Origin of the sequence: Streptomyces sp. NPDC058662, assembly GCF_042716255.1 — a bacterium.
GTDB lineage: Bacteria > Actinomycetota > Actinomycetes > Streptomycetales > Streptomycetaceae > Streptomyces.
In genome coordinates this window covers 153818-179363 of record NZ_JBHXRU010000001.1, presented here as the reverse complement: position 1 = coordinate 179363, position 25546 = coordinate 153818, and the positions used below count along the sequence as shown (strand labels likewise).

General features: G+C 71.1%; 23 protein-coding genes and 1 pseudogene. 16 read left to right on the top strand and 8 right to left on the bottom strand.

Going from position 1 to position 25546, the window contains the following annotated elements:
* Positions 1–83: 83 nt before the first annotated feature.
* The gene (locus ACFWUQ_RS00840; RefSeq protein ID WP_384531249.1) at positions 84–1568 is read left to right on the top strand and encodes an aminopeptidase P family protein; all 1485 of its coding nucleotides are present in this window, start codon (positions 84–86) and stop codon (positions 1566–1568) included.
* Positions 1569–1686: 118 nt separating this feature from the next.
* On the opposite strand, the gene ACFWUQ_RS00835 is transcribed toward ACFWUQ_RS00840, so the two are convergent.
* Complete coding sequence (locus ACFWUQ_RS00835; protein ID WP_384531247.1) at positions 1687–2136, bottom strand: ATP-binding protein; 450 nt, start codon at positions 2134–2136, stop codon at positions 1687–1689.
* Between the two features lie 185 nt (positions 2137–2321).
* Here ACFWUQ_RS00835 and ACFWUQ_RS00830 point away from each other — a divergent pair, with 185 nt between their 5' ends.
* From ACFWUQ_RS00830 to ACFWUQ_RS00790, 9 genes are all read left to right on the top strand, one after another.
* Entirely contained in the window at positions 2322–3155 is an 834-nt protein-coding gene (locus tag ACFWUQ_RS00830) for a hypothetical protein (protein WP_384531245.1), read from the top strand.
* 108 nt (positions 3156–3263) lie between these two features.
* Positions 3264–3983, top strand: a complete 720-nt coding sequence (locus tag ACFWUQ_RS00825; RefSeq protein ID WP_384531243.1) for a YcnI family protein — start codon at positions 3264–3266, stop codon at positions 3981–3983.
* Between the two features lie 53 nt (positions 3984–4036).
* Positions 4037–4690 carry an SCO family protein gene (locus ACFWUQ_RS00820; protein WP_384531242.1) on the top strand — a complete coding sequence of 218 codons (654 nt, stop codon included), beginning with the start codon at positions 4037–4039 and terminating at the stop codon, positions 4688–4690.
* Positions 4687–5184, top strand: coding sequence for a copper chaperone PCu(A)C (locus ACFWUQ_RS00815; RefSeq protein WP_384531240.1), 498 nt, complete (start codon positions 4687–4689; stop codon positions 5182–5184). Before ACFWUQ_RS00820 ends, ACFWUQ_RS00815 begins: the two co-directional genes overlap by 4 nt.
* A gap of 22 nt (positions 5185–5206) precedes the next feature.
* Positions 5207–7306, top strand: a complete 2100-nt coding sequence (locus ACFWUQ_RS00810) for a copper resistance CopC/CopD family protein (RefSeq protein WP_384531238.1) — start codon at positions 5207–5209, stop codon at positions 7304–7306.
* Positions 7303–8589 (top strand): iron uptake transporter deferrochelatase/peroxidase subunit, encoded by a 1287-nt coding sequence (gene efeB, locus ACFWUQ_RS00805; protein ID WP_384531345.1) that lies wholly within the window; start codon positions 7303–7305, stop codon positions 8587–8589. The genes ACFWUQ_RS00810 and efeB overlap by 4 nt, the downstream gene beginning before the upstream one ends.
* Positions 8590–8631: 42 nt before the next feature.
* Positions 8632–9567: a prephenate dehydratase gene (gene pheA / locus ACFWUQ_RS00800; protein WP_384531236.1), complete on the top strand. Its 936-nt coding sequence runs from the start codon at positions 8632–8634 to the stop codon at positions 9565–9567.
* Between the two features lie 526 nt (positions 9568–10093).
* Positions 10094–11371: a serine--tRNA ligase gene (gene serS / locus ACFWUQ_RS00795; RefSeq protein ID WP_384531235.1), complete on the top strand. Its 1278-nt coding sequence runs from the start codon at positions 10094–10096 to the stop codon at positions 11369–11371.
* The gene (locus ACFWUQ_RS00790; protein ID WP_384531233.1) at positions 11368–12180 is read left to right on the top strand and encodes an HAD family hydrolase; all 813 of its coding nucleotides are present in this window, start codon (positions 11368–11370) and stop codon (positions 12178–12180) included. Before serS ends, ACFWUQ_RS00790 begins: the two co-directional genes overlap by 4 nt.
* A gap of 296 nt (positions 12181–12476) precedes the next feature.
* On the opposite strand, the gene ACFWUQ_RS00785 is transcribed toward ACFWUQ_RS00790, so the two are convergent.
* From ACFWUQ_RS00785 to ACFWUQ_RS00770, 4 genes are read right to left on the bottom strand one after another with little or no spacing between them, the layout of a single operon-like run.
* Positions 12477–13196, bottom strand: coding sequence for an ABC transporter permease (locus ACFWUQ_RS00785; RefSeq protein ID WP_384531231.1), 720 nt, complete (start codon positions 13194–13196; stop codon positions 12477–12479).
* 17 nt (positions 13197–13213) lie between these two features.
* On the bottom strand, positions 13214–14125 hold the full coding sequence (locus tag ACFWUQ_RS00780) for an ABC transporter ATP-binding protein (RefSeq protein WP_384531229.1): 912 nt from the start codon (positions 14123–14125) through the stop codon (positions 13214–13216).
* Entirely contained in the window at positions 14122–15009 is an 888-nt protein-coding gene (locus tag ACFWUQ_RS00775) for an ABC transporter permease subunit (RefSeq protein WP_384531227.1), read from the bottom strand. The genes ACFWUQ_RS00780 and ACFWUQ_RS00775 overlap by 4 nt, the downstream gene beginning before the upstream one ends.
* Positions 14999–15988, bottom strand: a complete 990-nt coding sequence (locus tag ACFWUQ_RS00770) for an ABC transporter ATP-binding protein (RefSeq protein ID WP_384531225.1) — start codon at positions 15986–15988, stop codon at positions 14999–15001. The genes ACFWUQ_RS00775 and ACFWUQ_RS00770 overlap by 11 nt, the downstream gene beginning before the upstream one ends.
* Before the next feature lie 217 nt (positions 15989–16205).
* Here ACFWUQ_RS00770 and ACFWUQ_RS00765 point away from each other — a divergent pair, with 217 nt between their 5' ends.
* The 4 genes and pseudogenes from ACFWUQ_RS00765 (at position 16206) to ACFWUQ_RS00750 (ending at position 20035) form a co-directional block, all read left to right on the top strand.
* Positions 16206–17063: a M24 family metallopeptidase gene (locus ACFWUQ_RS00765; protein ID WP_384531223.1), complete on the top strand. Its 858-nt coding sequence runs from the start codon at positions 16206–16208 to the stop codon at positions 17061–17063.
* A gap of 59 nt (positions 17064–17122) precedes the next feature.
* The gene (locus ACFWUQ_RS00760) at positions 17123–18904 is read left to right on the top strand and encodes an SDR family oxidoreductase (protein WP_384531221.1); all 1782 of its coding nucleotides are present in this window, start codon (positions 17123–17125) and stop codon (positions 18902–18904) included.
* 56 nt (positions 18905–18960) lie between these two features.
* Positions 18961–19110 (top strand): annotated as a pseudogene (locus ACFWUQ_RS00755) (metal-dependent hydrolase); the annotation flags it as partial.
* A gap of 10 nt (positions 19111–19120) precedes the next feature.
* Positions 19121–20035, top strand: coding sequence for a MerR family transcriptional regulator (locus tag ACFWUQ_RS00750; RefSeq protein WP_384531219.1), 915 nt, complete (start codon positions 19121–19123; stop codon positions 20033–20035).
* 148 nt (positions 20036–20183) lie between these two features.
* Here the strand turns inward: ACFWUQ_RS00750 and ACFWUQ_RS00745 are convergent, their stop codons facing one another.
* Positions 20184–21044, bottom strand: a complete 861-nt coding sequence (locus ACFWUQ_RS00745) for an aquaporin (RefSeq protein WP_384531218.1) — start codon at positions 21042–21044, stop codon at positions 20184–20186.
* A 133-nt stretch (positions 21045–21177) separates the two neighbouring features.
* Between ACFWUQ_RS00745 and ACFWUQ_RS00740 the strand changes: the two genes are divergently transcribed.
* Complete coding sequence (locus tag ACFWUQ_RS00740) at positions 21178–21717, top strand: RNA 2'-phosphotransferase (RefSeq protein ID WP_384531216.1); 540 nt, start codon at positions 21178–21180, stop codon at positions 21715–21717.
* Positions 21718–21729: 12 nt separating this feature from the next.
* Here ACFWUQ_RS00740 and ACFWUQ_RS00735 read toward each other — a convergent pair whose 3' ends face one another.
* Entirely contained in the window at positions 21730–22635 is a 906-nt protein-coding gene (locus ACFWUQ_RS00735; protein ID WP_384531215.1) for an LLM class flavin-dependent oxidoreductase, read from the bottom strand.
* A gap of 209 nt (positions 22636–22844) precedes the next feature.
* Here ACFWUQ_RS00735 and ACFWUQ_RS00730 point away from each other — a divergent pair, with 209 nt between their 5' ends.
* On the top strand, positions 22845–23768 hold the full coding sequence (locus ACFWUQ_RS00730; protein ID WP_384531214.1) for a Cof-type HAD-IIB family hydrolase: 924 nt from the start codon (positions 22845–22847) through the stop codon (positions 23766–23768).
* 25 nt (positions 23769–23793) lie between these two features.
* Here the strand turns inward: ACFWUQ_RS00730 and ACFWUQ_RS00725 are convergent, their stop codons facing one another.
* Positions 23794–25530 (bottom strand): GAF domain-containing sensor histidine kinase, encoded by a 1737-nt coding sequence (locus ACFWUQ_RS00725; RefSeq protein ID WP_384531212.1) that lies wholly within the window; start codon positions 25528–25530, stop codon positions 23794–23796.
* Positions 25531–25546 lie beyond the last annotated feature (16 nt).

Sequence of the window (25546 nt, the reverse complement as noted above, 5' to 3'; positions counted from 1 at the left end):
AACCCCTCGCGGGGGTCATATCGCACATACTGGTTGAAGGTCCGCACCCCCAGGGCCGTGCATGTCGTAGCTGAGGAGAAGACGTGGCTGACGAGCTCACCCCGGAGACCCCGGAAGAAGAGCAGCCCAAGAAGACACCCAAGCAGCGCAAGAACGGGCTGTACCCGGGCGTCAGCGACGAACTCGCCGAGAGCATGCGAAACGGCTGGGCCGACACCGAGCTGCACGGCCTGCGGCCCGTGGCCCAGGCCCCGTACACCGCCGCCCGCCGCGCCGCGCTGTCCGCGCGGTTCCCCGGCGAGCGCCTGGTCGTGCCCGCCGGCCGGCTGAAGACCCGCTCGAACGACACGGAGTACCCCTTCCGGGCCTCGACCGAGTACGCGTACCTCACCGGTGACCAGAGCGAGAACGGCGTACTGGTGCTGGAGCCCACCGGGCCCACCGGGCACCGCGCCACGATCTACCTGCTGCCCCGCTCCAACCGGGAGAACGGCGAGTTCTGGCTGTCCGGCCAGGGCGAGCTCTGGGTCGGCCGCCGCCACAGCCTCGCCGAGGCGGAGCAGCTCCTGGGCATCCCCGCCAAGGACGTGCGCGAACTGGCCGAGGCCCTCACCGAGGCCGAGGGTCCGGTCCGCGCCGTGCGCGGCCACGACTCCGTCATCGAGTCCGCCCTCACCGACAAGGTGACCAAGGAGCGTGACGAGGAACTGCGCGTTTACCTCTCCGAGGCCCGCGCCGTGAAGGACGCGTTCGAGATCGCCGAGCTGCAGAAGGCCGTCGACTCCACCGTGCGCGGCTTCGAGGATGTCGTGAAGGTCCTCGACAAGGCCGAGGCGACGAGCGAGCGCTACATCGAGGGGACCTTCTTCCTGCGCGCCCGCGTCGAGGGCAACGACGTCGGCTACGGCTCCATCTGCGCCGCCGGACCGCACGCCTGCACCCTGCACTGGGTCCGCAACGACGGCGACGTCCGCCCCGGCGACCTGCTGCTGCTCGACGCCGGGGTGGAGACCCGTGACCTCTACACCGCCGACGTCACGCGCACGCTGCCGATCAACGGTGCCTACACCGACATCCAGCGCAAGATCTACGACGCGGTCCACGCGTCCCAGGAAGCCGGCATCGCCGCCGTGCGGCCGGGCGCGAAGTTCCGCGACTTCCACGACGCCTCGCAGCGCGTGCTGGCGGAGAAGCTGGTGGAGTGGGGGCTCCTGGAGGGCCCCGTGGAGCGCGTCCTGGAGCTCGGCCTCCAGCGCCGCTGGACCCTGCACGGCACCGGCCACATGCTCGGCATGGACGTCCACGACTGCGCGGCGGCGCGCACCGAGGCGTACGTGGACGGCACGCTGGAGCCCGGCATGTGCCTCACCGTCGAGCCGGGCCTGTACTTCCAGACCGACGACCTGACGGTGCCGCAGGAGTACCGCGGCATCGGCGTCCGTATCGAGGACGACATCCTGGTCACCGAGGACGGCAACCGGAACCTGTCGGCCGCCCTGCCCCGCGCCTCGCACGACGTCGAGGCCTGGATGGCCCGGCTCCTGGACGAGAGGAACGCCGGGAGCTGAGGTCCGGCCGCACGGGTGCCGGTGGGCGGGATCCCTCAGGGGTCCCGCCCACCGCCGTGTCCGCGGGCGCCCGGGGCGCTCCCCGGTTCCGGGTCCGCTGGTCCGCCGATCCGCCCCTTCAGGAGGCTCTCAGCAGCGCGTCGTCGCGCCACTTGAGCATCTTGTCGAAACTCACCACCGCGCCGCGGCCCGGCCGGTTGCCCAGGCAGACGTGGTCCGCGAGCTCGGCGATCAGATGCAGGCCCCGGCCGTGCTCAGCCAGCGAGGGTCTGCGGCGGGCCACCGTCGCGGGCGGGAACCCCGGACCCGAATCGGTCACTTCGATGCGGCAGCGGTCGCCGTCCAGATAGGCCGTGACGTCGTACGCCCCGGTCTCGTCCGGGACGTCCCCGCTCCTGATCCCGCCGTGCTCCACCGCGTTCGCGCAGGCCTCGCTCAGCGCCACCGACAGGTCGAAGGAGATGTCCGGGTCCACCCCCGCGGTCTCCATAGTCCCCAGCAGCAGTCGCCTGGCGAGCGGCACGCTCGCGGCTTCGCGCCTCAAGTGGAGAGACCACCAGATGCTCATACGGTTACCTATTGCCGCCCCCACGGGCCCGTAAGCCCCTCGGGGCCGTCCGAGCGCGCATTGCCCTCGTTCGGCCGACGCGACTCGCCCGGGCCCGCGTGTATGCGGAGGGCCACAAGGGACTCATGGGACCTTCCGGACCTGCCGTATGGAGAGGAGGGGCGCAGTGCGATGATGTCCCGGCCATGACTGCCCCCCACGCGACGCATGCCGGAGTCGGCCTCCGGCTGATCCGGGCCGCGGTGTTCACCGCGGTCTGTGTCGTGCTGTCCGCGACCGGGCACGTCCTGGCCTCGTGCGCCTCCGTGCCGTGGTGGTCGCTCTGCCTCGGCTTCCTCGCGGTCTTCACGGTCGCCGTCCCCCTCGCGGGGCGTAGGCGCAACCTCCCCGGCATAGCCGCCGGGCTCGCTGCCGGACAGCTGAGCCTGCACGCGCTGTTCGGTCTCGGCCAGCACAGCGCGGCCGCTGCCCAGGCCCCGGTGCAGCCTTCCGACAGCTCGCTCGCCGCGCTCGCGGCCAAGCTGGTGTGCGGGGGCAACACCGTACCCCTGAGCCCGGACGACGCCCGACGGGTCCTGGAGAGCGCCGGCCTGGACCCGGCCTCCCTGGCCCGACAGGCCGCACAGGCCGGGCAGCTCGCGGACCGGGCCCACGGCGCGCACGCCCACCTGGCGGACGCCACCGCGGCGGCGCCCGCGACCGGTCTGCTCAGTCCGGCCATGCTGCTCGGCCACCTGCTGGCCGCGCTCGCCGCCGGATGGCTGCTCGGCCGCGGCGACGCCGCGCTCCTCCGGCTCGCCGAACTGTCCCGGGTCTCCGCCGAGGCCGCCCCGGTCAGGCCGCTGCGCACGGCACTGGCCTACGTACGCGCCCTGTGCGCCGGCCTCCCCGGCGCGCCCGCCCGGGCCCCGCGGACGCCGCCGGCCGATGCGGACCGGTCGCCCACCAGCGGCGGCGAACCCCTCCAGCACTCGGTGATCAGGCGCGGGCCGCCCACGGCGCTCGCCCTCGCAGCCTGACGCGGCACCCTCCTCCCCGGGACACATGCGGGAGCACCGGTGCCGCGAACTCCGCGCGCGTCCGCACGCGGAGCCGTGTCACCACCGCTTCCGTGGAGTGTTTCCCGCATGAAGACCTCTCGCGTCTCCTTCGCCGCGGCCCTCGCCGCCGGCACCGTCCTCGTCCTTTCCGGCCCGGCCCTCGCCCACGTCGGTGTACAGCCGGGCGAGGCCACCAAGGGCGGCTACGCGACCCTCGACTTCAAGGTCCCCAACGAGCGCGACAACGCGTCGACGACCCAGCTGGAGGTCAACTTCCCGGTCGACCAGCCGCTGTCGTCGGTCATGCCGCAGGACGTGCCCGGCTGGACCGTGAAGGTGGAGACCAGCGACCTCGCCACGCCCCTGACCGTGCACGGCAAGCAGATCACCAAGGCCGTGACCAAGGTGACCTGGTCCGGCGGCAGGATCGAGCCGGGCAGGTTCCAGCAGTTCCCGCTCTCGTTGGGCAAGTTGCCCGAGAACGCCGACCAGATGGTCTTCAAGGCGATCCAGACGTACGACAACGGCGAAGTCGTGCGGTGGATCGAGGAGCCCAAGGAAGGCGCGGCGGAGCCGCAGAACCCGGCCCCGGTCCTGAAGCTGACCGCCGCCGCGGCCGGCGACCACCACGGCGGTGGCGCCAAGCCCGGAGCCGAGGGCAAGAACGCGGACGAGCACAAGGACGACCACAACGAGGCCGCCGAGGGCGGCTCGGACACCACCGCGCGCGTTCTCGGCGTCGCCGGCATCGTCATCGGGCTCGGCGGCGTCGCCTTCGGCGTCTCCTCGCGTCGCCGCTCCGCCTGACAGCCGCACCCGCAGCACGTCCGTAACAGCCCCGATCCCAGGGACATCTCTCCATGCGCACCACACGTGTGACGGCTGCCGCGCTCGTCGCGGCAGCCGCCCTCACGCTCTCCGCCTGCGGCGGCGAGCCTCTCAAGCCCGACTCGGTCACCCAGATCTCCGGTGACCGCAGTGACACCAAGGTGGCGACCGTCCTCGACCGCCCCTTCGCCAAGCCCGAACTCGTCCTCACGGACACCACCGGCAAGCCCTGGAACCTGCGCGAGCAGACCAAGGGCAAGCCGACGCTCATCTACTTCGGCTACACCAACTGCCCCGACGTGTGCCCGCTGACGATGAGCAACATCGCCGTCGCCAAGAAGGCACTGCCCCAGGCGGACCAGGACAACCTGCGGGTCGTCTTCGTCACCACGGACCCCGAACGGGACACCCCCGACTCCCTCGGCGCGTGGCTCAGGGCCCAGGACCCGTCCTTCACCGGACTGACCGGGGACTTCGCCACCATCCAGGCCGCCGCGCGCTCGCTCGGTATCGGCATCGAGGCCGCCAAGAAGGAGGCCGACGGCGGCGTCGTCTCCATGCACGGCGCCCAGGTCATCGCGTTCTCGCCCAAGACCGACGAGGGCTACGTCCTCTACGGCGAGGGCACCACCGTCGACGACTACGCCAAGGACCTGCCGAAGCTCGTCAAGGGAGAGAACCCGTGAACGCCCGCGCCACCCGCACCTTCGCCGCCGCCCTCTCCCTGACGGCAGCGCTGGCCGTGTCCGCCTGCTCCTCGGACTCCGGTTCCGGGTCCGGTTCCGCGGGGGGCGCGGACCAGGCCGCGCCGGTGGTGAGCGGTGCCTTCATGCCGGAGCCGGTCAACACCAGGATGGCCGGCGCGTTCATGATCATCAAGAACGCCTCGAAGACCGCGGACAAGCTCGTCGGCGCGTCCTCCCCGCTCTCGGACGATCTGCAGATCCACGAGACCAAGGACCAGAAGATGCAGCAGGTCCCCTCCATGGACCTGCCCGCCGGCGGGGAACTCAAGCTGGAGCGCGGCGGCAACCACATCATGCTGATGGGGCTCAAGAGCGCGCCGAAGGTGGGCGACAAGGTCACGGTCGAGCTGCGCTTCGAGAAGGCCGGGCCCGTCAAGGTCGAGGTCGACGTGAAGGAGCGGACGTACACCGCGCAGAACTCAACCGCCCACTGACGGACCGAGGTACCGACACGCCATGACGGCCACCGCCCCCTCCGCGGCCCGCGTCCACGCCACGGCACTCCTGCCGCGGCTCGCGCTGGTCCTCGCAGCCCTGCTGGCAACCCTGTTCACCGCGGCCTCCCCGGCCTCGGCGCACGCCGCACTCACCGCGAGCGACCCCGAGGACGGGGCGGTGGTGGCCACGGCCCCCGCCCAGGTCACTCTCTCCTTCTCGGAGCAGGTCGCCCTGGGCGACGACTCCATCCGCGTCCTGGATCCCCGGGGCAAGCGGGTGGACACCGGCGAGCTGCGCGACATGTGCGGCGGCGGCGTCATCCGCTACGGCACCGCCCTGCACACCGGCCTGCCCGACGGCACGTACACCGTCGCCTGGCAGGCCGTCTCCGGCGACAGCCACCCCATCTCGGGAGCCTTCACCTTCTCCATCGGCGCCCCCTCGGCCACGAGCGTCGCCCTTCCCGCCCGGCAGGCGGGGGGCGGGCCCGTGGGGATCGCCTACGGCATCGCCCGCTACGCCGCCTACGCCGGCTTCGCGGTCCTCGTGGGCGGCGCCGCCTTCATCCTGCTGTGCTGGCGCCGCGGCGCGGCCGAGCGCTCCCTTCAGAAGCTCGTCGTACGCGCCTGGCTCACCCTCACCGCGGCCACCCTCGCGATGCTGGCGCTCCGCGCTCCGTACACCGGCTCGGGAACGTTCGCGGACGCCTTCGATCTGGCCGCGCTGAGGGCCGTACTGGAGACCAAGACCGGGGCCTCGCTCGTCTCCCGGCTCCTCCTCCTGGGCGCCGCAGCCCCCTTCATCGCGGTGCTCTTCGACGCGTACGCCCGGCGTCAGCAGGTGGAGGCGAAGGACGGAACCGGGGCCGGAGACGACGGCGGGGCAGGGGAGCAGGCGCGGGACACCCGTGACCTCACCTTCGGCCTGGCCGTGGGCGGCGCCGTCGTATCCGGCGGTATCGCCGCGACCTGGGCCCTGTCCGAGCACGCCTCCACCGGTATCCAGCCCGGTATCGCCATGCCGGTCGACATCCTGCACCTGCTCGGCGTCGCCACCTGGCTCGGAGGTCTCGCCGCGCTGCTCGTCGCCCTCCGTAGGGCACCCGGTATCGAGCGCGCCGCGGTGCGGCGGTTCTCCAAGGTGGCATTCGTCAGTGTCCTGGTGGTCGCCGTCACCGGCGTCTACCAGTCCTGGCGACAGCTCGGCACCTGGTCCGCCCTGACCGGCACCGAGTACGGGCGGCTGCTGCTCCTCAAGGTGGGGCTTGTCGCCGTCCTCATCGGCATCGCTTACATGTCGCGGAAGTGGACCGGCCGGCTGGCGGAGGGGGCGGAGGCGGAGGCCGCGCCGGCAGCCAGGACGGCGGCTCGGACGGCAGCGGCGGGTACGGGGGCGGATCCTGGCCCGGCCGTCGATGTTTCACGTGAAACCGCCGGAACCGGTCCGGCCCGCCCCGATGTTTCACGTGAAACATCGGACGCGGCCGAAGCCGTGGGCGGGACCGCTGCCGAAGCCGTGGGGGAGGCCGCTACTGGCGCCGTGGGCCCCGAACGCGCGGCGCAGCTCGCCCGGCAGCGCGCCGTCCTCGCCCACGCACGCGAGAAGCGAGTCCGGGACGCGGACCCCGACCGGGCCGGGCTGCGCCGCTCCGTTCTCGCGGAGGCGGCCGTAGCCGTGGTCCTGCTCGCCGTCACCACCGTCCTGACGAGCACGGAGCCGGGCCGCGCAGCACAGCAGGAAGCGGGACGGGGCTCCTCCGCGACGGCCGTCCCCGACCGCGCCGTCAAAATCACCCTGCCCTTCGACACGGGCGGCCCCAGCGGCAAGGGAAGTGTCCGACTCGAACTCGATCCCGGACGGGTCGGTTCCAACACCCTTCACCTCTGGGCCGACTCCCCCGACGGGAAACCCCTCGACCTCCCCGAGGCCAAGGTCTCCTTCACCCTTCCCGCCAAGGACATCGGCCCCCTGCCGCTGGTCCCCGACCGGGCCGCCCCCGGCCATTGGACCGCGTCCGGGGTCCAGCTGCCGCTCGCCGGCGAATGGCGCATCGAAGTGACCGTCCGTACCTCTGACATCGACCAGACGACCGTCCAGAAGACCGTGAAGATCGGCTGACCAGCGTGACCGTGAGCAACCCCGACATCGAGATCTCCCGGCGCCGACTGCTGGGCACCGTCGGCGCCGCAGGCGCCGCCGGGCTCACACTCGGCGCCGCCGGCGGCGCCCTCGCGCACTCGGCGCTGGCCGGGCCCGCGAGCGGCAGCGCCGCGGGCTCCCCCGGCAGCCTGAGCTCGCTCGGTGCCACCGAGGTCGCCTTCCACGGGGACCACCAGGCCGGTATCACCACCCCGCTCCAGGCCAAGGGGCACCTCGTCGCCTTCGACCTCGCTCCCGGAGCGGGTCGTACGGAGGCGGCCGCACTGCTGCGGCGCTGGTCCGACACCGCCCGGCGGCTCATGGCGGGGGAGACCGCCGCGACCACCGACACCGGCATCGCCCTGGACGCCGGTCCCTCCTCCCTCACGGTCACCTTCGGATTCGGGCACTCCTTCTTCGACCGCACCGGGCTCACCGCACGGAGGCCCACCGCGTTGGACCCCCTGCCGGACTTCTCCTCGGACCGGCTCGACGAGCGGCGCAGCAACGGCGACCTGTGGGTCCAGATCGGCGCGAACGACGGACTCGTCGCGTTCCACGCCCTGCGCGCTGTGCAGAAGGACGCCGGCGAGGCCGCACGGGTGCGATGGCTGATGAACGGCTTCAACCGCTCACCCGGGGCCACCGACACCCCGATGACCGCGCGCAACCTCATGGGTCAGATCGACGGCACCGGCAACCCGAAGCCCGCGGAACCCGATTTCGATCGTCGGGTCTTCGTTCCCGACGCAGGCCCCGGACCCGTCGAGCACGCCTGGATGGGCGGCGGCTCCTACGCCGTCGTCCGGCGCATCCGAATGCTCCTCGACGACTGGGACAGCCAGCCCCTGGAGCAGCAGGAGCGGGTCATCGGCCGGACCAAGGCCACGGGCGCCCCGTTGACCGGCGGTGGCGAGACCACCGAGATGGCGCTCGACAAGCTCGGGGCGGACGGGAAGCCCGTCATCCCGTCGAACGCCCATGCCCGGATCTCGGCCCCGGAACAGAACGGAGGGGCGGCCATGCTGCGGCGCCCCTTCTCCTTCCACGACGGGATCGGCTCCGACGGGGCCCCCGACGCCGGGCTGCTCTTCGTCTGCTGGCAGGCGGACCCGCTGCGCGGGTTCGTGCCCGTGCAGCGCAAGCTCGACCGGGGGGACGCGCTGTCGGCATTCATCCGGCACGAGTCCAGCGGCCTGTACGCCGTGCCGCCCGGACCCCGCAGCGGGGAGTACGTCGGGCAGCGGCTGCTCGAAGGATGAACAGGACCCGTGCGGCGGGCAGCCCGGCACTAGGCTGATCCCATGTCGGCCACCCGCTTCACGTATCTCGGTCCCGAGGGCACTTTCACCGAAGCCGCCCTGCGCACTCTGCCGGAAGCCGCCACCCGGGAGCTCGTCCCGATGGTGTCGGTACCGGCCGCCCTGGACGCCGTGCGCAACGGTGAAGCCGCAGCCGCGCTCGTCCCGATCGAGAATTCGGTGGAGGGCGGGGTCACCGCCACCCTCGACGAACTGGCCTCGGGCGAACCGCTGATGATCTACCGCGAAGTGCTGCTGCCCATCGCCTTCGCGCTGCTCGTCCGTCCCGGGACGGCCCTGTCGGACGTCAAGACCGTCACCGGGCACCCGGTCGCGCAGCCGCAGGTGCGCAACTGGCTCCGGGCCCACCTGCCGGACGCCGTGTGGGAGTCCGCCGCCTCCAACGCGGACGGTGCCCGCCTGGTGCAGGAGGGGCGCTTCGACGCCGCCTTCGCCGGCGAGTTCGCGGCGGCCACCTACGGGTTGGTCCCCCTGGTCACCGAGATCCACGACGCCGAGAACGCGGAGACCCGCTTCGTGCTCGTGGGCCGCCCCGCCCGGCCCTCCGCTCCGACCGGGGCGGACAAGACCTCCGTGATGCTGTGGCTCGGAGACGACCACCCCGGCGCGCTCCTCGAACTCCTCCAGGAGTTCGCCGTGCGCGGGGTCAACCTGATGCTGATCCAGTCCCGGCCGACCGGCGAGGGCATCGGCAACTACTGCTTCGCCGTCGACGCCGAGGGGCACATCTCCGACCGGCGTGTCAGCGAGGCCCTCATGGGCCTCAAGCGCACGTGCCCCCAGGTGCGCTTCCTGGGGTCCTATCCGCGGGCGGGCATCGCGCAGAGTGACGTCCGTGCGCCGCGGCCGGGCACCTCCGACGGCGATTTCACGGCTGCCTCCGACTGGCTGACGCGCTGCCTCGACGGGCGGGCTTAGAACCTTCGTCCACTGTCCACAGAGTTATCCACAGGCGCGAGGGCGAGCCTGGGGACAAGTCGACACGGTAACGCGACAAGGTCGACAAATCGGCCCGGAGACCCAGGTATCGCGCTGGCGAGCGGAGGGTGAACGCTGTCACCCACGTATCGCCGATCAACTCTTTGGGCGAGTCATTCCCACCCGAATGAGTGTGTGCGGGCGGTTTGAGCACTCAATTCCGGGACCCTCGCACCCGTGACGACTGATCTGTATCCGTGTCCACAGACACGCCACACAGCCTGTGGATAACCTGGGGTCGGCGGTATTACCTGTGGACAAAGAAGCCTTTCCCGGCCTGTAGACAGTCCGCCGCGGCGAAGGCGCCATGCACCATTTCGGAGAATGGGACCCTTTCATCGGCCCTCCACCGCAGATCACTTCCGGCCGACCGCCGAGACTTATCTATTCGCGGCAATTGGGACATAGCGACACGCAGCGTGATATCGGTGTGATCCCAGGAACCCCCGCCCGGTAGCCTGGAGGGGTGATTGACCTCCGGCTGCTCCGTGAAGACCCTGACCGTGTCCGCGCCTCGCAGCGCGCCCGTGGAGAGGACGTCGAGCTCGTCGACGCATTGCTCTCCGCCGATGAGCGCCGCAGGTCCTCCGGCATGCGCTTCGACGAACTGCGCAACGAGCAGAAGTCGCTCGGCAAACTCATCCCGAAAGCCTCTCCCGAGGAACGGGCCGAGCTGCTGAAAAAGGCCGAGCAGCTCAAGCAGGACGTGAAGGCCGCCGAGGCCGAGCAGAACGAGGCCGATGAGGCCGCCAAGCAGCTCCTCCTCCAGCTGGGCAACATCGTCCACGAGGACGTCCCGGTCGGCGGTGAGGAGGATTTCAGCGTCCTGGAGACGCACGGCACGATCCGCGACTTCGCCGCGGAAGGCTTCGCACCCAAGGACCACTTGGAGCTCGGTGAATCCCTGGGTGCCATCGACGTCGAGCGCGGCGCCAAGGTGTCGGGGTCACGCTTCTACTACCTGACCGGTGTAGGTGCGCTCCTGGAGCTGGCGCTCGTCAACGCGGCCATCGCGCAGGCCACCGAGGCCGGCTTCATCCCGATGCTGACCCCGGCGCTGGTCCGCCCCCGCGCCATGGAAGGCACCGGCTTCCTCGGTCAGGCCGCGGAGAACGTCTACCACCTGGAGAAGGACGACTACTACCTGGTCGGCACCTCCGAGGTCCCGCTCGCCGCGTACCACATGGACGAGATCATCGAGGCCGACAAGCTGCCGCTGCGGTACGCCGGCTTCTCGCCTTGCTTCCGCCGCGAGGCCGGTACGTACGGCAAGGACACCCGCGGCATCTTCCGCGTCCACCAGTTCGACAAGGTCGAGATGTTCTCGTACGTCGCGCCGGAGGAGGCCGAGGCCGAGCACCAGCGTCTCCTCGACTGGGAGAAGCAGTGGCTGACCAGCCTGGAGCTGCCGTTCCAGGTGATCGACGTCGCCACCGGTGACCTGGGGGCCTCCGCCTCGCGCAAGTTCGACTGCGAGGCCTGGATCCCCACGCAGGGCAAGTACCGCGAGCTGACCTCCGCCTCGAACTGCAACGGATTCCAGGCCCGCCGCCTGTCCATCCGCTACCGGGACGGCAAGAAGACCCAGCCGCTGTCCACACTGAACGGAACGCTGTGCGCCGTACCGCGCACGATCGTCGCGATCCTGGAGAACCACCAGCAGGCCGACGGTTCGGTACGGGTGCCCGCGGTGCTCCGTCCCTACCTCGGCGGGCGCGAGTTCCTGGAGCCGATCAACAAGTGAGCCCGGCCCCGTTTCCCTACAAGCTCGTCGCCACCGACCTCGACGGCACGCTGCTGCGCCCCGACGACACGATCTCGGAACGCACGCGTGAAGCGCTGGTCGGGGCCACCGCGGCGGGCGCGGCGCACATCGTCGTCACCGGCCGTGCCGTGCCGTGGACCCGGCATGTGCTCGACGATCTCGGCTACAAGGGAATCGCCGTGTGCGGCCAGGGGGCGCAGGTCTACGACGCCGGCGCGCACCGGCTGCTCACCTCGGTGACACTCGACCGGCAGCTGGCCGGTCTGGCGCTGTCGAAGATCGAGGCGGAGATCGGTCCGCTGGCGCTGGCCGCCAGTCGGGACGGAGTCGACGGCGAGGTGTTGTTCGGCCCCGGCTACCAGGTCCAGGAAGGCCTCCCGGCCCTCTACCTGGAGGACACCGCCGCGGTGTGGACCGCCCCGCTGAACAAGCTGTACATCCAGCACCCGGAGCTGGACGACGACGCGCTCGTCAAGGCGGCCCGGCAGACGGCCGGCAGCCTGGTCGACATCGTCATGGCGGGTCCCGGCATCGTGGAGATCCTGCCGCTGGGGCTGACCAAGGCCACCGGCCTGTCGCTGGCCGCGCGCCGGCTCGGGGTGAAAGCCGCGGAGACGATCGCCTTCGGTGACATGCCCAACGACATCCCGATGTTCGGCTGGGCGGCGCACGGGGTGGCGATGGCCAACGCGCACGTGGAACTCAAGGCAGTGGCCGACGAGGTGACGACCTCCAACGCGGAGGACGGCATCGCGGTGGTGCTGGAGCGCCTGCTGGGCGCCGCGTAGCCGGAGCGGCCCATCACGTACGAGAGGTCCGGGGAAGCCCGCGCCGCAAGGCGCGCTCGAAGTGGCTTCCCCGGACCTTTTGTTGCTCCCCGCACGACTCACTCTGCCCCTCGCCCACTCCCCGTACCAGCGAATTTCCCTCGCCTCGGCCGTGGATCCGGCGGCCCCTTCGTACCTGGAGCAGTAGGGCGGAGCCGATCAGTCGTGTTTCACGTGAAACGGTGGCTGTGTTTCACGTGAAACGTCGGCTGCGTTTCACGCGACTCGATCAGGCACCGATGACGACCCGCCTGGGCCTACTCCTCGCCTGCCAGGGTCAGTCGACGCAGCTTCTGACCCGCGTAGTAGGTGGCTCCGACGGTGACCACGGCGAGGAGGACCACCGCGGTGGGCAGGGCGACGGTGGCGTCGACATAGCCCGGACCCGCGACCTTCTCGGCGAGGGACAGGGCCCACTGCTGGACGCTGAGGGTCTTGGCACCGGAGACCAGGCTGCCGAAGAGCGATTCCCAGATCAGGGCGTAGACCAGGCCGAAGACGACCGCGTGCCGGCTGATGGTGCCCAGCAGCAGGAACAGCGCGCTGTAGGCGATCGAGGCGACGAGGGCGGCCACGGTGTAGGCGACGGCGATCTGCTGGCCGTTGCCGTTGAGGATGAAGCCGGCGATCAGTGTGGGGATCGCGGAGAAGGCCATGGTGACGGCGATGGCGACGATCAGCTTGGTCATGATGATCGTCGGACGCTTCACCGGCTTGGCGAGCAGGTAGACGATCGAGCCGTCGTCGATCTCGGGGCCGATGGCGCCCGTACCGGCGATGACACCGATCAGGGGGACCATCGTGGCGAGGGCGAAGCCTCCGAGGAGGTCCGCGGCGACCTTGTCGTCCACGCCCGTGAAGGCGCGCACGGCGATGGCGATGACGATCAGCAGGGCGGGCAGCGCGAAGAGGATCAGCGCGCGACGCCGGCCGAGCAGGGCCCGGTAGGTGAGCCGGGCAACGGTGGGGTTGTACATCGGGGTGCCAGCTCCTTTCAGGCCGCGACGAGGTAGGAGAAGACCGACTCAAGGGACTCGTCGGAGGGCGAGACCGTCAGCAGTCGGATGCCGTGCTGCCGGGCCACGCGGGGCAGCAGCTCGGTGAAGCGGCCGAAGTCGACAGCCTGGATGCGCAGCGCGCCTTCCTTGAGGTCGACCTCGATGCCCGCGGTGGAGGGGTCGGCGATCAGGGCCGCGGCAAGGGCCCTGTCGTCGGAGGAGCGGACGAGGTAGCGGTGCGGGCGGTCCGTCATCAGTCGGCGGATCTTGCGGAAGTCGCCGGAGGCCGCGTGGCGCCCCGCAACGACCACCTCGATGTGGGAGGCGAGCTGTTCGACCTCCTCCAGGATGTGGGAGGAGAACAGGACGGTGCGTCCTTCGTCGCCCATGCGCCGCAGCAGGTCCATCAGCTGCATGCGCTGGCGCGGGTCCATGCCGTTGAACGGCTCGTCGAGGAGCAGTACGGACGGGTCGTGGACCAGGGCGGACGCCATCTTCACCCGCTGGCGCATGCCTTTGGAGTACGTGGAGATCTTGCGGTCCTGGGCGTACTGCATCTCGACCGTGGCCAGGGCCCGCTGGGCCTGCGCCTCGTCGAGGCCGTGCAGTTCGGCGTTGGCCAGGACGAACTCCCGGCCGGTGAGGAAGTCGTACATGGCCTCGCGCTCGGGCACGACGCCCACCTGCTTGTAGACCTGCTCGTTGCGCCAGATCGGTGTGCCGTCGAGGGTGACGGTGCCGGTCGAGGGGGCGAGGAAACCGCCCATCATGTTGATGAGCGTGGACTTGCCCGCGCCGTTGGGGCCCAGCAGGCCGGTGACGCCGGGTCCGATGGTCATGGTCACGTCGTTGACGGCGACGACGTTTCCGAACCAGCGGGACGTGTGGTCGATGTCGATGGTGGTCACAGCCCGGCCTTCCGGTAGCGGGCCATCAGGGCGGCGTAGGAGCCGACGATGAGGCCGAGAACGACCAGCAGATAGACGACGCCGGTGCCTGCGCCGGGGCCCTCTCCGCCGGGGAAGGCGGAGGTGGCGCCGAGGAAGGCGGTCTGGACACCGTCGATCAGGCTGATCGGGGAGAACAGGCCCATCCACTCGATGGCGCCGTTGGCACCGGTTGAGTAGGCGACGGCCTGCACCGTGGACACGGCGCCGTAGGGGATGAGCAGCAACCCGATGACCGCGGCGACACCGAACCCGCGGCGGGGGGTGAGTGCGGCCATGACCAGTCCGAGGCCGGAGAAGAGCAGCGACAGCAGCAGAACCGACACGAGTCCCTGCCCGAATCCCTTGGTCTGGTCACCGAAGTCGAACTTCGCCAGCAGCGCGCCGATCCACATGATCAGCAGCGGGGTGGCAGTGAGGATGAACAGCGCCGAGGCCATGGCCGCGTACTTGGCCAGAACGTAGTCGACGCGTTCGATGGGTCGCGAGAAGTAGAGCGGCACCGTCTTGAAGCGCAGGTCGCGGGAGACGGACTGCGGGGCCTGGGAGGCGAGGTACAGGCCGATGATGACCTGCGTGGTGAGGGCGTACGTCGTGTACTTGATCGGCAGGTCGGTGGAGCCGGGTACCGCGATGGCCACCGCGACGATGATCAGTGCGGGGACGCACATCACCGCGAAGAGAATCATGGGAAGGACCTTGGACTTGGCCGAGCGGCCCAGTCCGTAGGCGCCCCGCAGGGACTGCGAGAAGAGCGACGTGCGGGCGTAGGCACGGCCGAGGCGGGGGCCGTCGTAGGACCGGTAGCCGATGTTGTGGATCTGGGTCGAGGTGTCAGGCGCCATCGGAACCGGCTCCCTTCTGCTGGATGAGCTGGGCGGACGGGTCGTTGTCGCGGAAGACCTCGGCGATGTGGTGCCGGCGCTGTTCCATCCGCACCAGGCCGATCCCCAGGTCGGCGACGATGTCGCGAACCTGGTCGTAGGTGTGGTCGCCGGTGGCCTCAACGAGCAGGATGTGGCCGGCGCCGGGCAGCCCCTGCTCCTCGCCGGCGTGCAGGGTGACTCCCGCCTCGGTGAGCGCCTTGCGCAGGGCGGTGGTGCCGTCCGGGTGGGTGTCGGAGTCGGTGACCTCGACCGCGAGGGTCGTGGTGGTCTGGGTGAAGTCGCTGGTGGAGCTCGACCGCAGGAGCTTGCCGCCGTCGACGACCACGACGTGGTCGCAGGTCCGCTCCAGCTCGCCGAGGAGGTGGGAGGTGACCAGGACGGAGATGCCGAAGTCGGTGTAGACGCGTCGGATCAGGCCGAGCATCTCGTCGCGTCCGACCGGGTCGAGGCCGTTGGTGGGCTCGTCGAGAAGGACCAGTTGGGGGTCGTGGACGAGCGCTTGGGCGAGCTTGACGCGCTGTTTCATGCCGGTGGAGTAGCCGCCGATGGGGCGGTACCGCTCTTCGTAGAGCCCGACATGGCGCAGGGTGTCAGCGGTGCGCTCACGGGCGGCCGTCGGGGGGAGCCCGGACATGCGGGCCATGTGGACGACGAACTCGGTGGCCGAGACGTCGGGTGGCAGGCAGTCGTGCTCGGGCATGTAGCCGACGCGTTCACGGATGGCACCGCCATGCGTGGCGACATCGAGGCCGAGCACGGCGGCGCTGCCCTCGGTGGCGGGGGACAGTCCCAGCAGAATTTTGATCAGCGTGGACTTGCCGGCTCCATTGGCACCCACGAGGCCGGTCACACCGGGCCCGATGTCCAGGGAGAGCCGGTCGAGGGCGGTCACTCGGGGATACCGCTTGCTCAGGCTTTCGGTCGCGATGACAGTCACGGCTTCGACGTTAGTGGGGCAGCCGCCGCGAAACGTCAGACCTGGAGTGGGATCCCGTCTCCGCCTTGAGGCGTACATACCCGTACTGGAGGCTGATGTGCTCCGGTCAACTTTGTCCACAGGTCCGTGCACGGCCCTTGACGTGATCTCCGGTCATTGTCACATTCATCAGTGTCAAGTTACGGGCGCGTACGGCTACAGGGACGGGACTGCTGGCATGGCTGGGGACACCAAGCAACGCACCGATCGACTCACCGCCGAGCTGCGCGGCTTCAGGGAAGTTCAGCGGCTCGCGTACGAGTGCGCGGAGACCGTCGCCGCGCAGCTGCGCCCCGGTACGACCGAGCGCGAGGCGGCGCGCATGCAGCGCGAGTGGCTGCGCGAGCGCGGCGTGCGGGACTGGTTCCACCTGCCCTTCGCCTGGTTCGGGGACCGCACCGCCTTCGCCGACTTCAAGATCCCCCTGCAGTTCTTCCCGACCAACCGGAAGCTGGAGCCGGGCATGCCGTTCATCCTCGACATGGCACCGGTGTTCAAGGGCTGCGCGGCCGATGTCGGCTATTCGGGCAGCCTCGGGCTCAATCCCGTGCAGGACCGGCTCATGTCCGACCTGCGGGCGCACCGCGAGCTGATCCTGGAGCAGGTCCGGGAGCGCCGCTCGCTGCGCGAGATATACGAGAACGTCGAACGGCTGATGACGCGGCAGGGGTACGCCAACCGGCACCGCGCCTACCCCTTCGGCGTCATCGCCCACAAGATCGGCCCCGTCAGGGAGCGCCGCTGGTCACCCACGGCGTTCGGGTTCGGCGCCCAGTCCCTCAAGGGGCTGGCCAGTGACGCACTGCACGGGCACCGCGAGGGCTGGTCCCCGTTGTGGAGCCCGTACCGCTTCTCCGACCATCCACCGCAGCCCGGGCTGTGGGCGGTGGAACCACACCTCGGCTTCCGGGGAACGGGCGCGAAGTTCGAGGAGATCCTGGTCGTCACCGACTCGCGCGACCCCCTGGAGAGCGCGTACTGGCTCGACGACGACCTGCCGCACGTGCGGCGCTGGGCCGAGGAGAAGGCAGCATGAACAGCGGGGGCGCAGCGCGCGGCAGGGACGACACGGACGGGACGGACGGGGTGGAGAGCATGAGCGAGACAGGAACCGCGGGACCCGCCGGGGCACGCGAGCGCCGGGTGCGGACCGGTGGCATCGAGCTGTGCGTCGCCGAGCTCGGCGACGCGAGCCGGCCCACCGTCGTGCTCGTGCACGGCTACCCGGACAGCAAGGAGGTGTGGTCGGAGGTCGCCGAGCGGCTCGCGACCCGCTTCCACGTCGTGCTGTACGACGTCCGCGGCCACGGCCGGTCCACGGCGCCGCAGCCGCTGCGCGGCGGCTTCACCCTGGAGAAGCTGACCGACGACTTCCTGGCCGTGGCGGACGCCGTCAGCCCGGACCGACCGGTTCACCTGGTCGGCCACGACTGGGGATCCGTGCAGGGCTGGGAGTTCGCGACGGTCGCCCGCACCGAGGGGCGGATCGCCTCCTTCACCTCGATGTCGGGCCCCTCCCTCGACCACTTCGGGCACTGGATCAAGAAGCGGATGGCGCGGCCCACCCCTCGCCGGGTGGCGCAGCTGCTCGGGCAGGGCGCCAAGTCCTGGTACGTGTACCTGCTCCACACCCCGGTGCTGCCGGAGCTCGCCTGGCGCGGTCCGCTCGGCAAGCGGTGGCCCGCCGTGCTCCAGCGCGTGGAGAAGGTGCCGGCAGGCCCCTACCCGACGGCCTCGCTCCCCTCGGACGCGGCACACGGCGCGTGGCTCTACCGCGACAACGTCCGGCCCCGGCTGCGCCGGCCGCGCCCCGACGCCTACGCGCACGTACCGGTGCAGCTGATCACCCCCACCGAGGACGCCTTCCTGTCCGAGCGGCTCTACGACGAGCTGGAGCTGTGGGCCCCCGACCTGGTGCGGCGCACCCTGCCCGCCAAGCACTGGGTGCCGCGGACCCGCCCCGACCAGTTGGCCGCGTGGATCGGCGAGTTCGTCACCTCCCGGGAGGAGCCGGCGCGCCGGGCCCCCGAGCGGAAGGCACCGGGCAGGTACGCCGACCGGTTCAGCGGCCAATTGGTCCTGGTGACCGGCGCCGCCAGCGGCATCGGCCGCGCCACCGCCTTCGCCTTCGCGGAAGCCGGGGCCCGGGTGGTGGCCGTGGACCGGGACGCCGAGGGCGCGGAGCGCACCGCGGACATGGCCCGCCTGGTCGGCGCTCCCGACGCCTGGGGCGAGTGCGCGGACGTCAGCGACGAGCAGGCGATGGAGAAGCTCGCGGCGAGGGTCGCCGCCGAGTACGGCATCGTCGACGTCCTCGTCAACAACGCCGGCATCGGCCTGTCCGGGTCCTTCCTCGACACCAGCGCGGAGGACTGGAGGAAGGTCCTCGACGTCAACCTCTGGGGGGTCATCCACGGCTGCCGGATATTCGGCAAGCAGATGGCCGACCGGGGCCAGGGCGGACACATCGTCAACACCGCCTCGGCCGCCGCCTACCTGCCGTCCAGGACCCTACCCGCCTACAGCACCTCGAAGGCCGCCGTGCTGATGCTGTCGCAGTGCCTGCGCGCGGAACTGGCCTCGAAGTCGATCGGTGTCTCCGCCATCTGCCCCGGCATCGTCAACACCAACATCACCGCCACGTCGCGCTTCGCCGGGGTGGACGAGGCGGAGGAGAAGCGGCGCCAGCAGCGCTCCTCGCGCCTGTACGGACTGCGCAACTTTCCGCCGGAGAAGGTCGCCGACGCGATCCTGCGGGCCGTGGTCCACAACGAGGCCGTGGTCCCCGTGACCCCTGAGTCCAAGGGGGCGCTGTGGCTGTCCCGCTTCGCCCCGCGCACGCTGCGGGCCCTGGCGAGGCTGGAACCGCGGTTGTGAACGGGCTCGCGGGTACGGCGACGCGGACCGACCCGTATCCGATCGCCCCGGCGAGCAGAGAGCACGGTACGGGCATACCCCGCTCCTGCCGGCGGTCGTACCATCCCTCGCAGGAGGGCTCGCTGCGCAGGGCGGTCGAGCGCCTCGCGGCCTCGCCCGCCGCCCGGACCGCCGCGGGCGCGGTCGGCCGAGCCGCGATGTCGTAGGGAGCCGGGATTGTCCGATCAGGCAGTAGCCGAGTACCGGATCGAGGATTTGGCGCACCACAGCGGGGCGACGGTCCGCACGATCCGCGCCTACCAGGACCGGGGCCTGCTGCCGAAGCCGGAGCGGCGGGGGCGTTCGAACGTCTACCGGGACACGCATCTGGCTCGGCTGCGCCAGATCGCGGACCTGCTGGACCGCGGCTACACCCTGGCCTCCATCAAGGAGCTGCTGGAGGCCTGGGACGCGGGGCGCGGGCTGGGCGGCGTCCTGGGCCTGGTCGCCGAGGTGCACGGGCCGTGGACCGACGAGGAGGCGGCCCGGATATCCCGGGAGGAGCTGAACCGACGGTTCGGCGGCCGGCCCGACGACGACGCGGTCGGCGAGGCCTGCGACCTCGGGGTGCTGGAGCGGATCCCGGGACGCCCGGACCAGTTCCTGGTGCCCTCGCCGCAGGAGCTGGCGGTGGCCGCCGAACTGTACGCGGCCGGGGTGCCGCTGCCGGCGATCACCGGGCACCTGCGGGAGCTGCGGGGACAGGTGGAGCACATCGCCACGCGATTCCTTGAGTTCACCACCGAGCACGTCTTCGCCCGCTATCTCGGGCAGGTGCCTCCGACGGACGCGGACGCTGCGGAGGCCGCCACGATGGTGCGGCGGCTGCGCCCGCTGGCCCAGCAGACCGTGGACGCGGAGCTGGCTCGCGCGATGCGGCTGTTCGCGACCCGGCACCTCCAGCGGCACCTCGGGGCCGCCGGCCCGCCGCAGCCGAGGGGTCTCGCGCCGGTGGCGCTGCCGGCCGCTACGGTGCGGGCGGTGCAGGAGCTGGTGGGCGCCGAGAACGTGGCGGAGTTCGTCCGGGCCGCGACGGAGCGGGAGCTGCAGGCCCGGATGATGAACGACCTGGCGCGCCGGGGCGAGGGGTAGCGGCCGGGCGCCGAGCCGCGTCGGGGGCGCCGGGCGGCCGGGACGGGCCGGTCAGTAGTCCACAGGGCGGATCATGTAATTGCCGCCGAAACCCGCCCAAACGGCTGTGGACAAGTGCCCCTCGCCTGTGGGCAACGGGGGTTCCGTCTCAACCTATGGGCCGGTACGCCGCCTTGCTGGTACCGGGGACGTCCCGGGGCCCGGCCTCGGCGGAGGCCGCGGGCGGAGTCACGGACACGGTCCCGGGCAGGGTCGGGGACCCGGCCCGAGGGGTGGCCGGCGGCTCGGCCGCGGGCGCGGTGCGGGTCGTGGGCGCCGAGGCGGGCGGGTTCTTCCCGTAGAGGAGGGTCGCGAGCAGGAGACCGACGGCGCAGCCGACCAGCTGGGCGGCGACGAAGCCCGGCAGCGACTGCGGAGCGATCCCGGTGAAGGAGTCGGTGAAACTGCGTCCGACAGTGCCCGCCGGGTTGACGAAGGAGCCGGAGGAGGTGAACCAGATCGCGGCGGCGACATAGGCGGCGACCGCGGCCGGGACGAGCTTGGGACGCCCGCTGCGGCCGAGGCCCTGGATGACGAGGACGAGCCCCGCCGTGGCGACCACCTCACCGACGAGCAGATGCCCGCCATCGCGGACCTGGGTCGCGAACGCCCCCGGGACCCGGCCGAACATGCCCTCCGCGAGGACCGCGCCGCCGATGGCGCCGGCGGTCTGGGACACGGTGTACACGAGGGCCTCCCGGGCGGTGAGGCCTTCGCCGCCGGTACGCCGCGCCCACCAGGAGGTGAGGGTGACGACCGGGTTGAGGTGCGCTCCCGACAGCGGCCCGAAGAGGGTGATGATCAGCCCCAGCCCGATCGCGGAGGCCAGCGAGTTGGCGAGGAGGGCGACACCGGCGTCGCCGCTGAGTGCGGCCGCCTGGATGCCGGAACCGATCACGACCACGAGCAGGCCGGCGGTACCGATGAGTTCGGCAGCCGCGCGGCGTGGCAGCGACGTACGGGCCGTCATGGGTCCTCCCCCGGGACGAAGTGGCAGCGGAAAATGTATTCCGTATCTTGGAAGAGCGGTAGAGGGTGTCCACCGCGGACCGGTACCCGGAAAATCCCTGCCGCGAGGCCCTCCGTACGGGCACGCTGGGGGCATGGACGACAGACGCACCGTGAAGGTGTCCAAATACGTCTCGAAACACCTGCGCCATCAGCCGGAACGGATCGGACTGGTGCTCGACGCGCACGGCTGGGTGGAGATCGACGACCTGCTGAGCGCCGCCGCCGACCACGGCTTCCCTTTCAACCGCGCGGAGCTCGACCACGTGGTGGCCGCCAACGACAAGCAGCGGTTCGCCGTCGACGGCACCAGGATCCGGGCCAGCCAGGGGCACACCGTCGCCGTGGACCTCGACCTCCCGGAGGCCGAACCGCCCGCGTACCTCTACCACGGCACGGTGGCCGCCGCCCTGGGCACGATCCGCGTCGAGGGCCTGCGTCCGATGGCCCGGCACCACGTACACCTGTCCCCCGACCGGGAGACCGCGAACCGCGTCGGGGCCCGGCGCGGCCGCCCGGTGGTGCTCGCCGTGGACGCGCACGCCATGCGCGCGGCCGGTCACGTCTTCCGCATCAGCGCCAACGGGGTCTGGCTCGTGGACGCGGTACCGCCGGCCTTCCTGCGCTTCCCGTAGGGCCCGGTGGGCTCAGGCGTCCAGTTGGGCCAGGGCCTCCGTCGCGATCCGCTCGAAGACGGCCTCGTCCGCCGCGAAGTCGGAGTCGGGGATCGGCGCGTGGATCACGAGTTCCGTGAAACCGAGCGCCTGGTGGCGGCCCGCGAAGTCGACGAAGGCGTCCACGGACTCCAGCAGGGTGCTGCGTTCGGGTGTGAATCCCGTCAGGAGGATCTTCTCCACGGGCTCGGAATCCCGCCCGACCTCCACAACGGCCTTCTCCAACCGGTCGATCTGCCCGCGCAGGGCTTCCAGCGACTGCGCCGGGGTGCCGTTCTCGAAGAGTTTCGGGTCACCTGTGGTCACCCAGGCCTGGCCGTGCCGGGCGGCCAGCCGCATCCCGCGCGGTCCGGTGGCGGCAATCGCGAAGGGCAGGCGCGGCCGCTGCACACAGCCGGGAAGGTTGCGGGCCTCCTCCGCCGAGTAGAAGGTTCCAGAGTGGCTCACGGCCCCCTCGGTCAGCAACCGGTCCAGCAGCGGAACGAACTCGCCGAACCGGTCGGCGCGCTCGCGCGGGGTCCAGGACTCCTGTCCCAGAACGGTCGCGTCGAAGCCGTTGCCGCCCGCGCCGATCCCGAGTGTGACGCGACCACCCGAGACGTCGTCCAGCGTGACGAGCTCCTTGGCCAGGGTCACCGGGTGGCGGAAGTTCGGCGACGTGACGAGCGTGCCCAGACGCACCCGCTCGGTGGCCGCGGCCGCGGCGGTCAGCGTGGGCACGGCGCCGAACCACGGGCCGTCGCGGAAGGTCCGCCAGGAGAGATGGTCGTAGGTGTAGGCGGTGTGGAAGCCGAGGCGTTCGGCGCGCGACCACTGGTCACGCCCTCCCTCGTGCCATCGACGGACCGGAAGGATCACCGTACTCAGACGCAGGCTCATACAGGTGAGCCTAGGCCGACGGCTGCCTTCCCCGCGCATCGCGTGCCGCCGCCTCGGGGCTCCGGTGGCTCCCGAGGCTTGTTTCACGTGAAACACGGCCCATATGACCCGCGGGTGGATGTTTCACGTGAAACATCCACCCGCCGTCCACCGCATGCGGCAATCTGCCCCCTCCGAGCCAGTCGATCATGGTCCGCCGCATGCGGCCCATGGGCGAAGATGGAGCCGTGACCTCGGCTCCCCAGCGCCCGGACGGGCCAACCCCCGCGCCCCGGCTCATCGCCACCGACCTCGACGGCACCCTGCTGCGCGACGACAAGTCCGTCTCGCCCCGCACCATCGCCGCTCTTGCCGCCGCCGAGGAGGCCGGGATCGAGGTCTTCTTCGTCACCGGTCGCCCCGCACGCTGGATGGACGTGGTCAGCGACCACGTCCACGGACACGGCCTCGCGATCTGCGCGAACGGCGCGGCCGTGGTCGACCTGCACGCCGGACGAGAGTTCGTCCAGGTCCGCGCACTTCCACGGGTAGCCGCGCTGGCTGTGGTGGACGCGCTGCGCGCTGCCGCTCCCGGCACCTCCTTCGCGGTCGAGCTGACCACGGGCATCAACTACGAGCCTGCGTATCCGCCGTTCTTCAAGGACCCCGCGGCCCACATCGGCACCGCCGAGCAGCTGCTGCGGGACGAGACGGACGACACCGCCGCTCCGGTCCTCAAGCTGCTCGCCCACCATGCCGAGCTCGCCCCGGACGAGTTCCTCGTACTGGCCCGCGAATCCGCCGGGGCGCACGCCTCGATCACCCGGTCCAGCCCGACCTCTTTGCTGGAGATCAGCGGACCGGGCGTCTCCAAGGCCAGCACGCTGGCACTCTGCTGCGCCGAGCGGGGCATCTCCCCCGCCGAGGTCGTCGCGTTCGGAGACATGCCGAACGACGTGGAGATGCTCAGCTGGGCAGGCACCTCCTTCGCGATGGACAACGCCCATCCCGATGTCATCGCGGCCGCGTCCGGCCGTACGACGGCCAACAACGAGGACGGGGTCGCGGTGGTCATCGAACGCATCCTGGCCGAGCGGATCGCGTCCCGGCAGATCCCGACGGACTCCGAGACGGCGACTACGGACCGGGCCTGAGGCAGACAGCTCCGAAAGTGACGCCCTAGAGCGGCGCCTCCCACACCAGGGTGGTCCCGCCGCCGGCCTCGCCGATGCCCGGGCCGTACGAGCTCGCGCCGCCCAGCGACTCGGCGCGCCGCCGTAGATTCCGCAGTCCGCTGCGGCGGCCGCCATCGGGGATGCCCACCCCGTCGTCGGCGACCGCCAGCCGGACCCCGGGCCGCCCGTCGGCCAGGGTGACGGTGGCGTCCAGGACCACCTCGATCCGCGAGGCCTCGGCATGCCTGAACGCGTTGGAGAGCGCCTCGCGCAACGCGGCGATCAGGTTCTTGCCCACCAGCTCGCCGACCACCGCGTCGATCGGCCCGACGAAACGGTGCGCGGGCTTGAAACCCAGGGGAACCGCGGCCGTGTTGATCTCCCTGAGCACCTTGGTCCGCAGCCCCGAAGGGGCCTCTGCCGGCCCCTGTTGGAGGGCGAAGATCGCGGTTCGGATCTCCTGGATCGTCACGTCCAGCTCGTCGACGGCCTTGCCGACCCCGTCCCGGACGTCGGGGACGACGGAGCGGCGCTGGGCGCCCTCCAGCATCATTCCGGTGGCGAACAGCCGCTGGATCACCAGGTCGTGCAGGTCACGGGCGATCCGGTCACGGTCCTCGAACACCGCCAGTCGCTCCCGGTCCCGCTGAGCCTCCGCCATCATCAGGGCGAGAGCCGCCTGGGAGGCGAATTGCGTGGCCAGAGTCCGCTCGGACTCGCTGAACGGACGCTCACCGCGTGCCCGGGGCGTGACCAGCGCGCCCAGCACCCGCCCGCCGCTGTGCAGGGGCAGCATCATGCACGGCCCGTACTGGCTGGTCAGCCGGCTGACCATGCGGGGGTCGGATGCCGCGTCGTCCACGAAGACCGGCTCGCCCCGCAGCAACCGCTCCACCACCGGGCTCTCGGCCGGGATCACCACACCGAGCGAGGTGGCCGCGTTCTCGGCGGATACGGCGACGATCTCCATGCCGCCCTCCTCAGCCGGCAGCAGGACGATGCCGGCGGCCGAGTCGGCCAGGCGGCGGGCCTGTTCGGCCACCACGGCGAGGGCGTCGTCCGCGTCCCCACCGGACAGCAGTGCGGTGGTGACGGCCACCGAGCCGTCGATCCATCGCTCGCGCTGGGTGGCGGCCTCGTAGAGCCGGGCGTTGCCGATGGCGATGCCCGCCTCCGTGGCCAGGACCCGGACCATGTGGACGTCGTACTCGTTGAACTGGCCGCCGCCGTTCTTCTCGGCGAGGTACAGATTGCCGAAGATCTCCCCCTGCACCCTGATCGGGACACCGAGGAAGGTCTTCATGGGCGGGTGGTGCGCGGGGAACCCCGCCGCGCGCGGATCCTTCGTCAGGTCGGCGAGCTGCACCGTGTCGGCGTGCGAGATCAGCGCTCCGAGGAGGCCGCTCCTGCCGTCCGGACGGTGCCCGATCTTCCGGGCGAGTTCGGAGCTGATCCCGAACGTGACGAAGTCCGAGAGCCCTCGGCCTTCCGGGTCGACCACTCCGATCGCCGCGTAGCGGGAGTCGGCGAGCTCGGCCGCGGTCTCGCAGATACGGTCCAGTGTGGAGTGGAGTTCGAGTCCGGTACCGACCGACCGCATGGCTTCCAGCAATTGCGGGACCCGGGCGGTGAGCTCCGTGGACAGGCCCTGCAGGCTCCTCGCGGCCCGGGTGGCGGCCTCCAGCGGGTCCGGTGCTCGCGAGGGCGGGTCCGGCGATTGCGGCGACTCCTGCACTGACATGCTCTTGAGCCTAGTT

Bases quoted from the DNA above. Each gene is read 5' to 3' on its own strand.
- ACFWUQ_RS00825 (WP_384531243.1), top strand. From the start codon at position 3,264: ATGAAGACCTCTCGCGTCTCCTTCGCCGCGGCCCTCGCCGCCGGCACC.
- ACFWUQ_RS00740 (WP_384531216.1), top strand. From the start codon at position 21,178: ATGGACGACAGACGCACCGTGAAGGTGTCCAAATACGTCTCGAAACAC.
- ACFWUQ_RS00725 (WP_384531212.1), bottom strand. From the start codon at position 25,530: ATGTCAGTGCAGGAGTCGCCGCAATCGCCGGACCCGCCCTCGCGAGCA.
- ACFWUQ_RS00810 (WP_384531238.1), top strand. From the start codon at position 5,207: ATGACGGCCACCGCCCCCTCCGCGGCCCGCGTCCACGCCACGGCACTC.
- ACFWUQ_RS00745 (WP_384531218.1), bottom strand. From the start codon at position 21,044: ATGACGGCCCGTACGTCGCTGCCACGCCGCGCGGCTGCCGAACTCATC.
- ACFWUQ_RS00735 (WP_384531215.1), bottom strand. From the start codon at position 22,635: ATGAGCCTGCGTCTGAGTACGGTGATCCTTCCGGTCCGTCGATGGCAC.
- ACFWUQ_RS00730 (WP_384531214.1), top strand. From the start codon at position 22,845: ATGGGCGAAGATGGAGCCGTGACCTCGGCTCCCCAGCGCCCGGACGGG.
- pheA (WP_384531236.1), top strand. From the start codon at position 8,632: ATGTCGGCCACCCGCTTCACGTATCTCGGTCCCGAGGGCACTTTCACC.
- ACFWUQ_RS00785 (WP_384531231.1), bottom strand. From the start codon at position 13,196: ATGTACAACCCCACCGTTGCCCGGCTCACCTACCGGGCCCTGCTCGGC.
- ACFWUQ_RS00830 (WP_384531245.1), top strand. From the start codon at position 2,322: ATGACTGCCCCCCACGCGACGCATGCCGGAGTCGGCCTCCGGCTGATC.
- ACFWUQ_RS00760 (WP_384531221.1), top strand. From the start codon at position 17,123: ATGAGCGAGACAGGAACCGCGGGACCCGCCGGGGCACGCGAGCGCCGG.
- ACFWUQ_RS00765 (WP_384531223.1), top strand. From the start codon at position 16,206: ATGGCTGGGGACACCAAGCAACGCACCGATCGACTCACCGCCGAGCTG.
- ACFWUQ_RS00820 (WP_384531242.1), top strand. From the start codon at position 4,037: ATGCGCACCACACGTGTGACGGCTGCCGCGCTCGTCGCGGCAGCCGCC.
- ACFWUQ_RS00775 (WP_384531227.1), bottom strand. From the start codon at position 15,009: ATGGCGCCTGACACCTCGACCCAGATCCACAACATCGGCTACCGGTCC.
- ACFWUQ_RS00835 (WP_384531247.1), bottom strand. From the start codon at position 2,136: ATGAGCATCTGGTGGTCTCTCCACTTGAGGCGCGAAGCCGCGAGCGTG.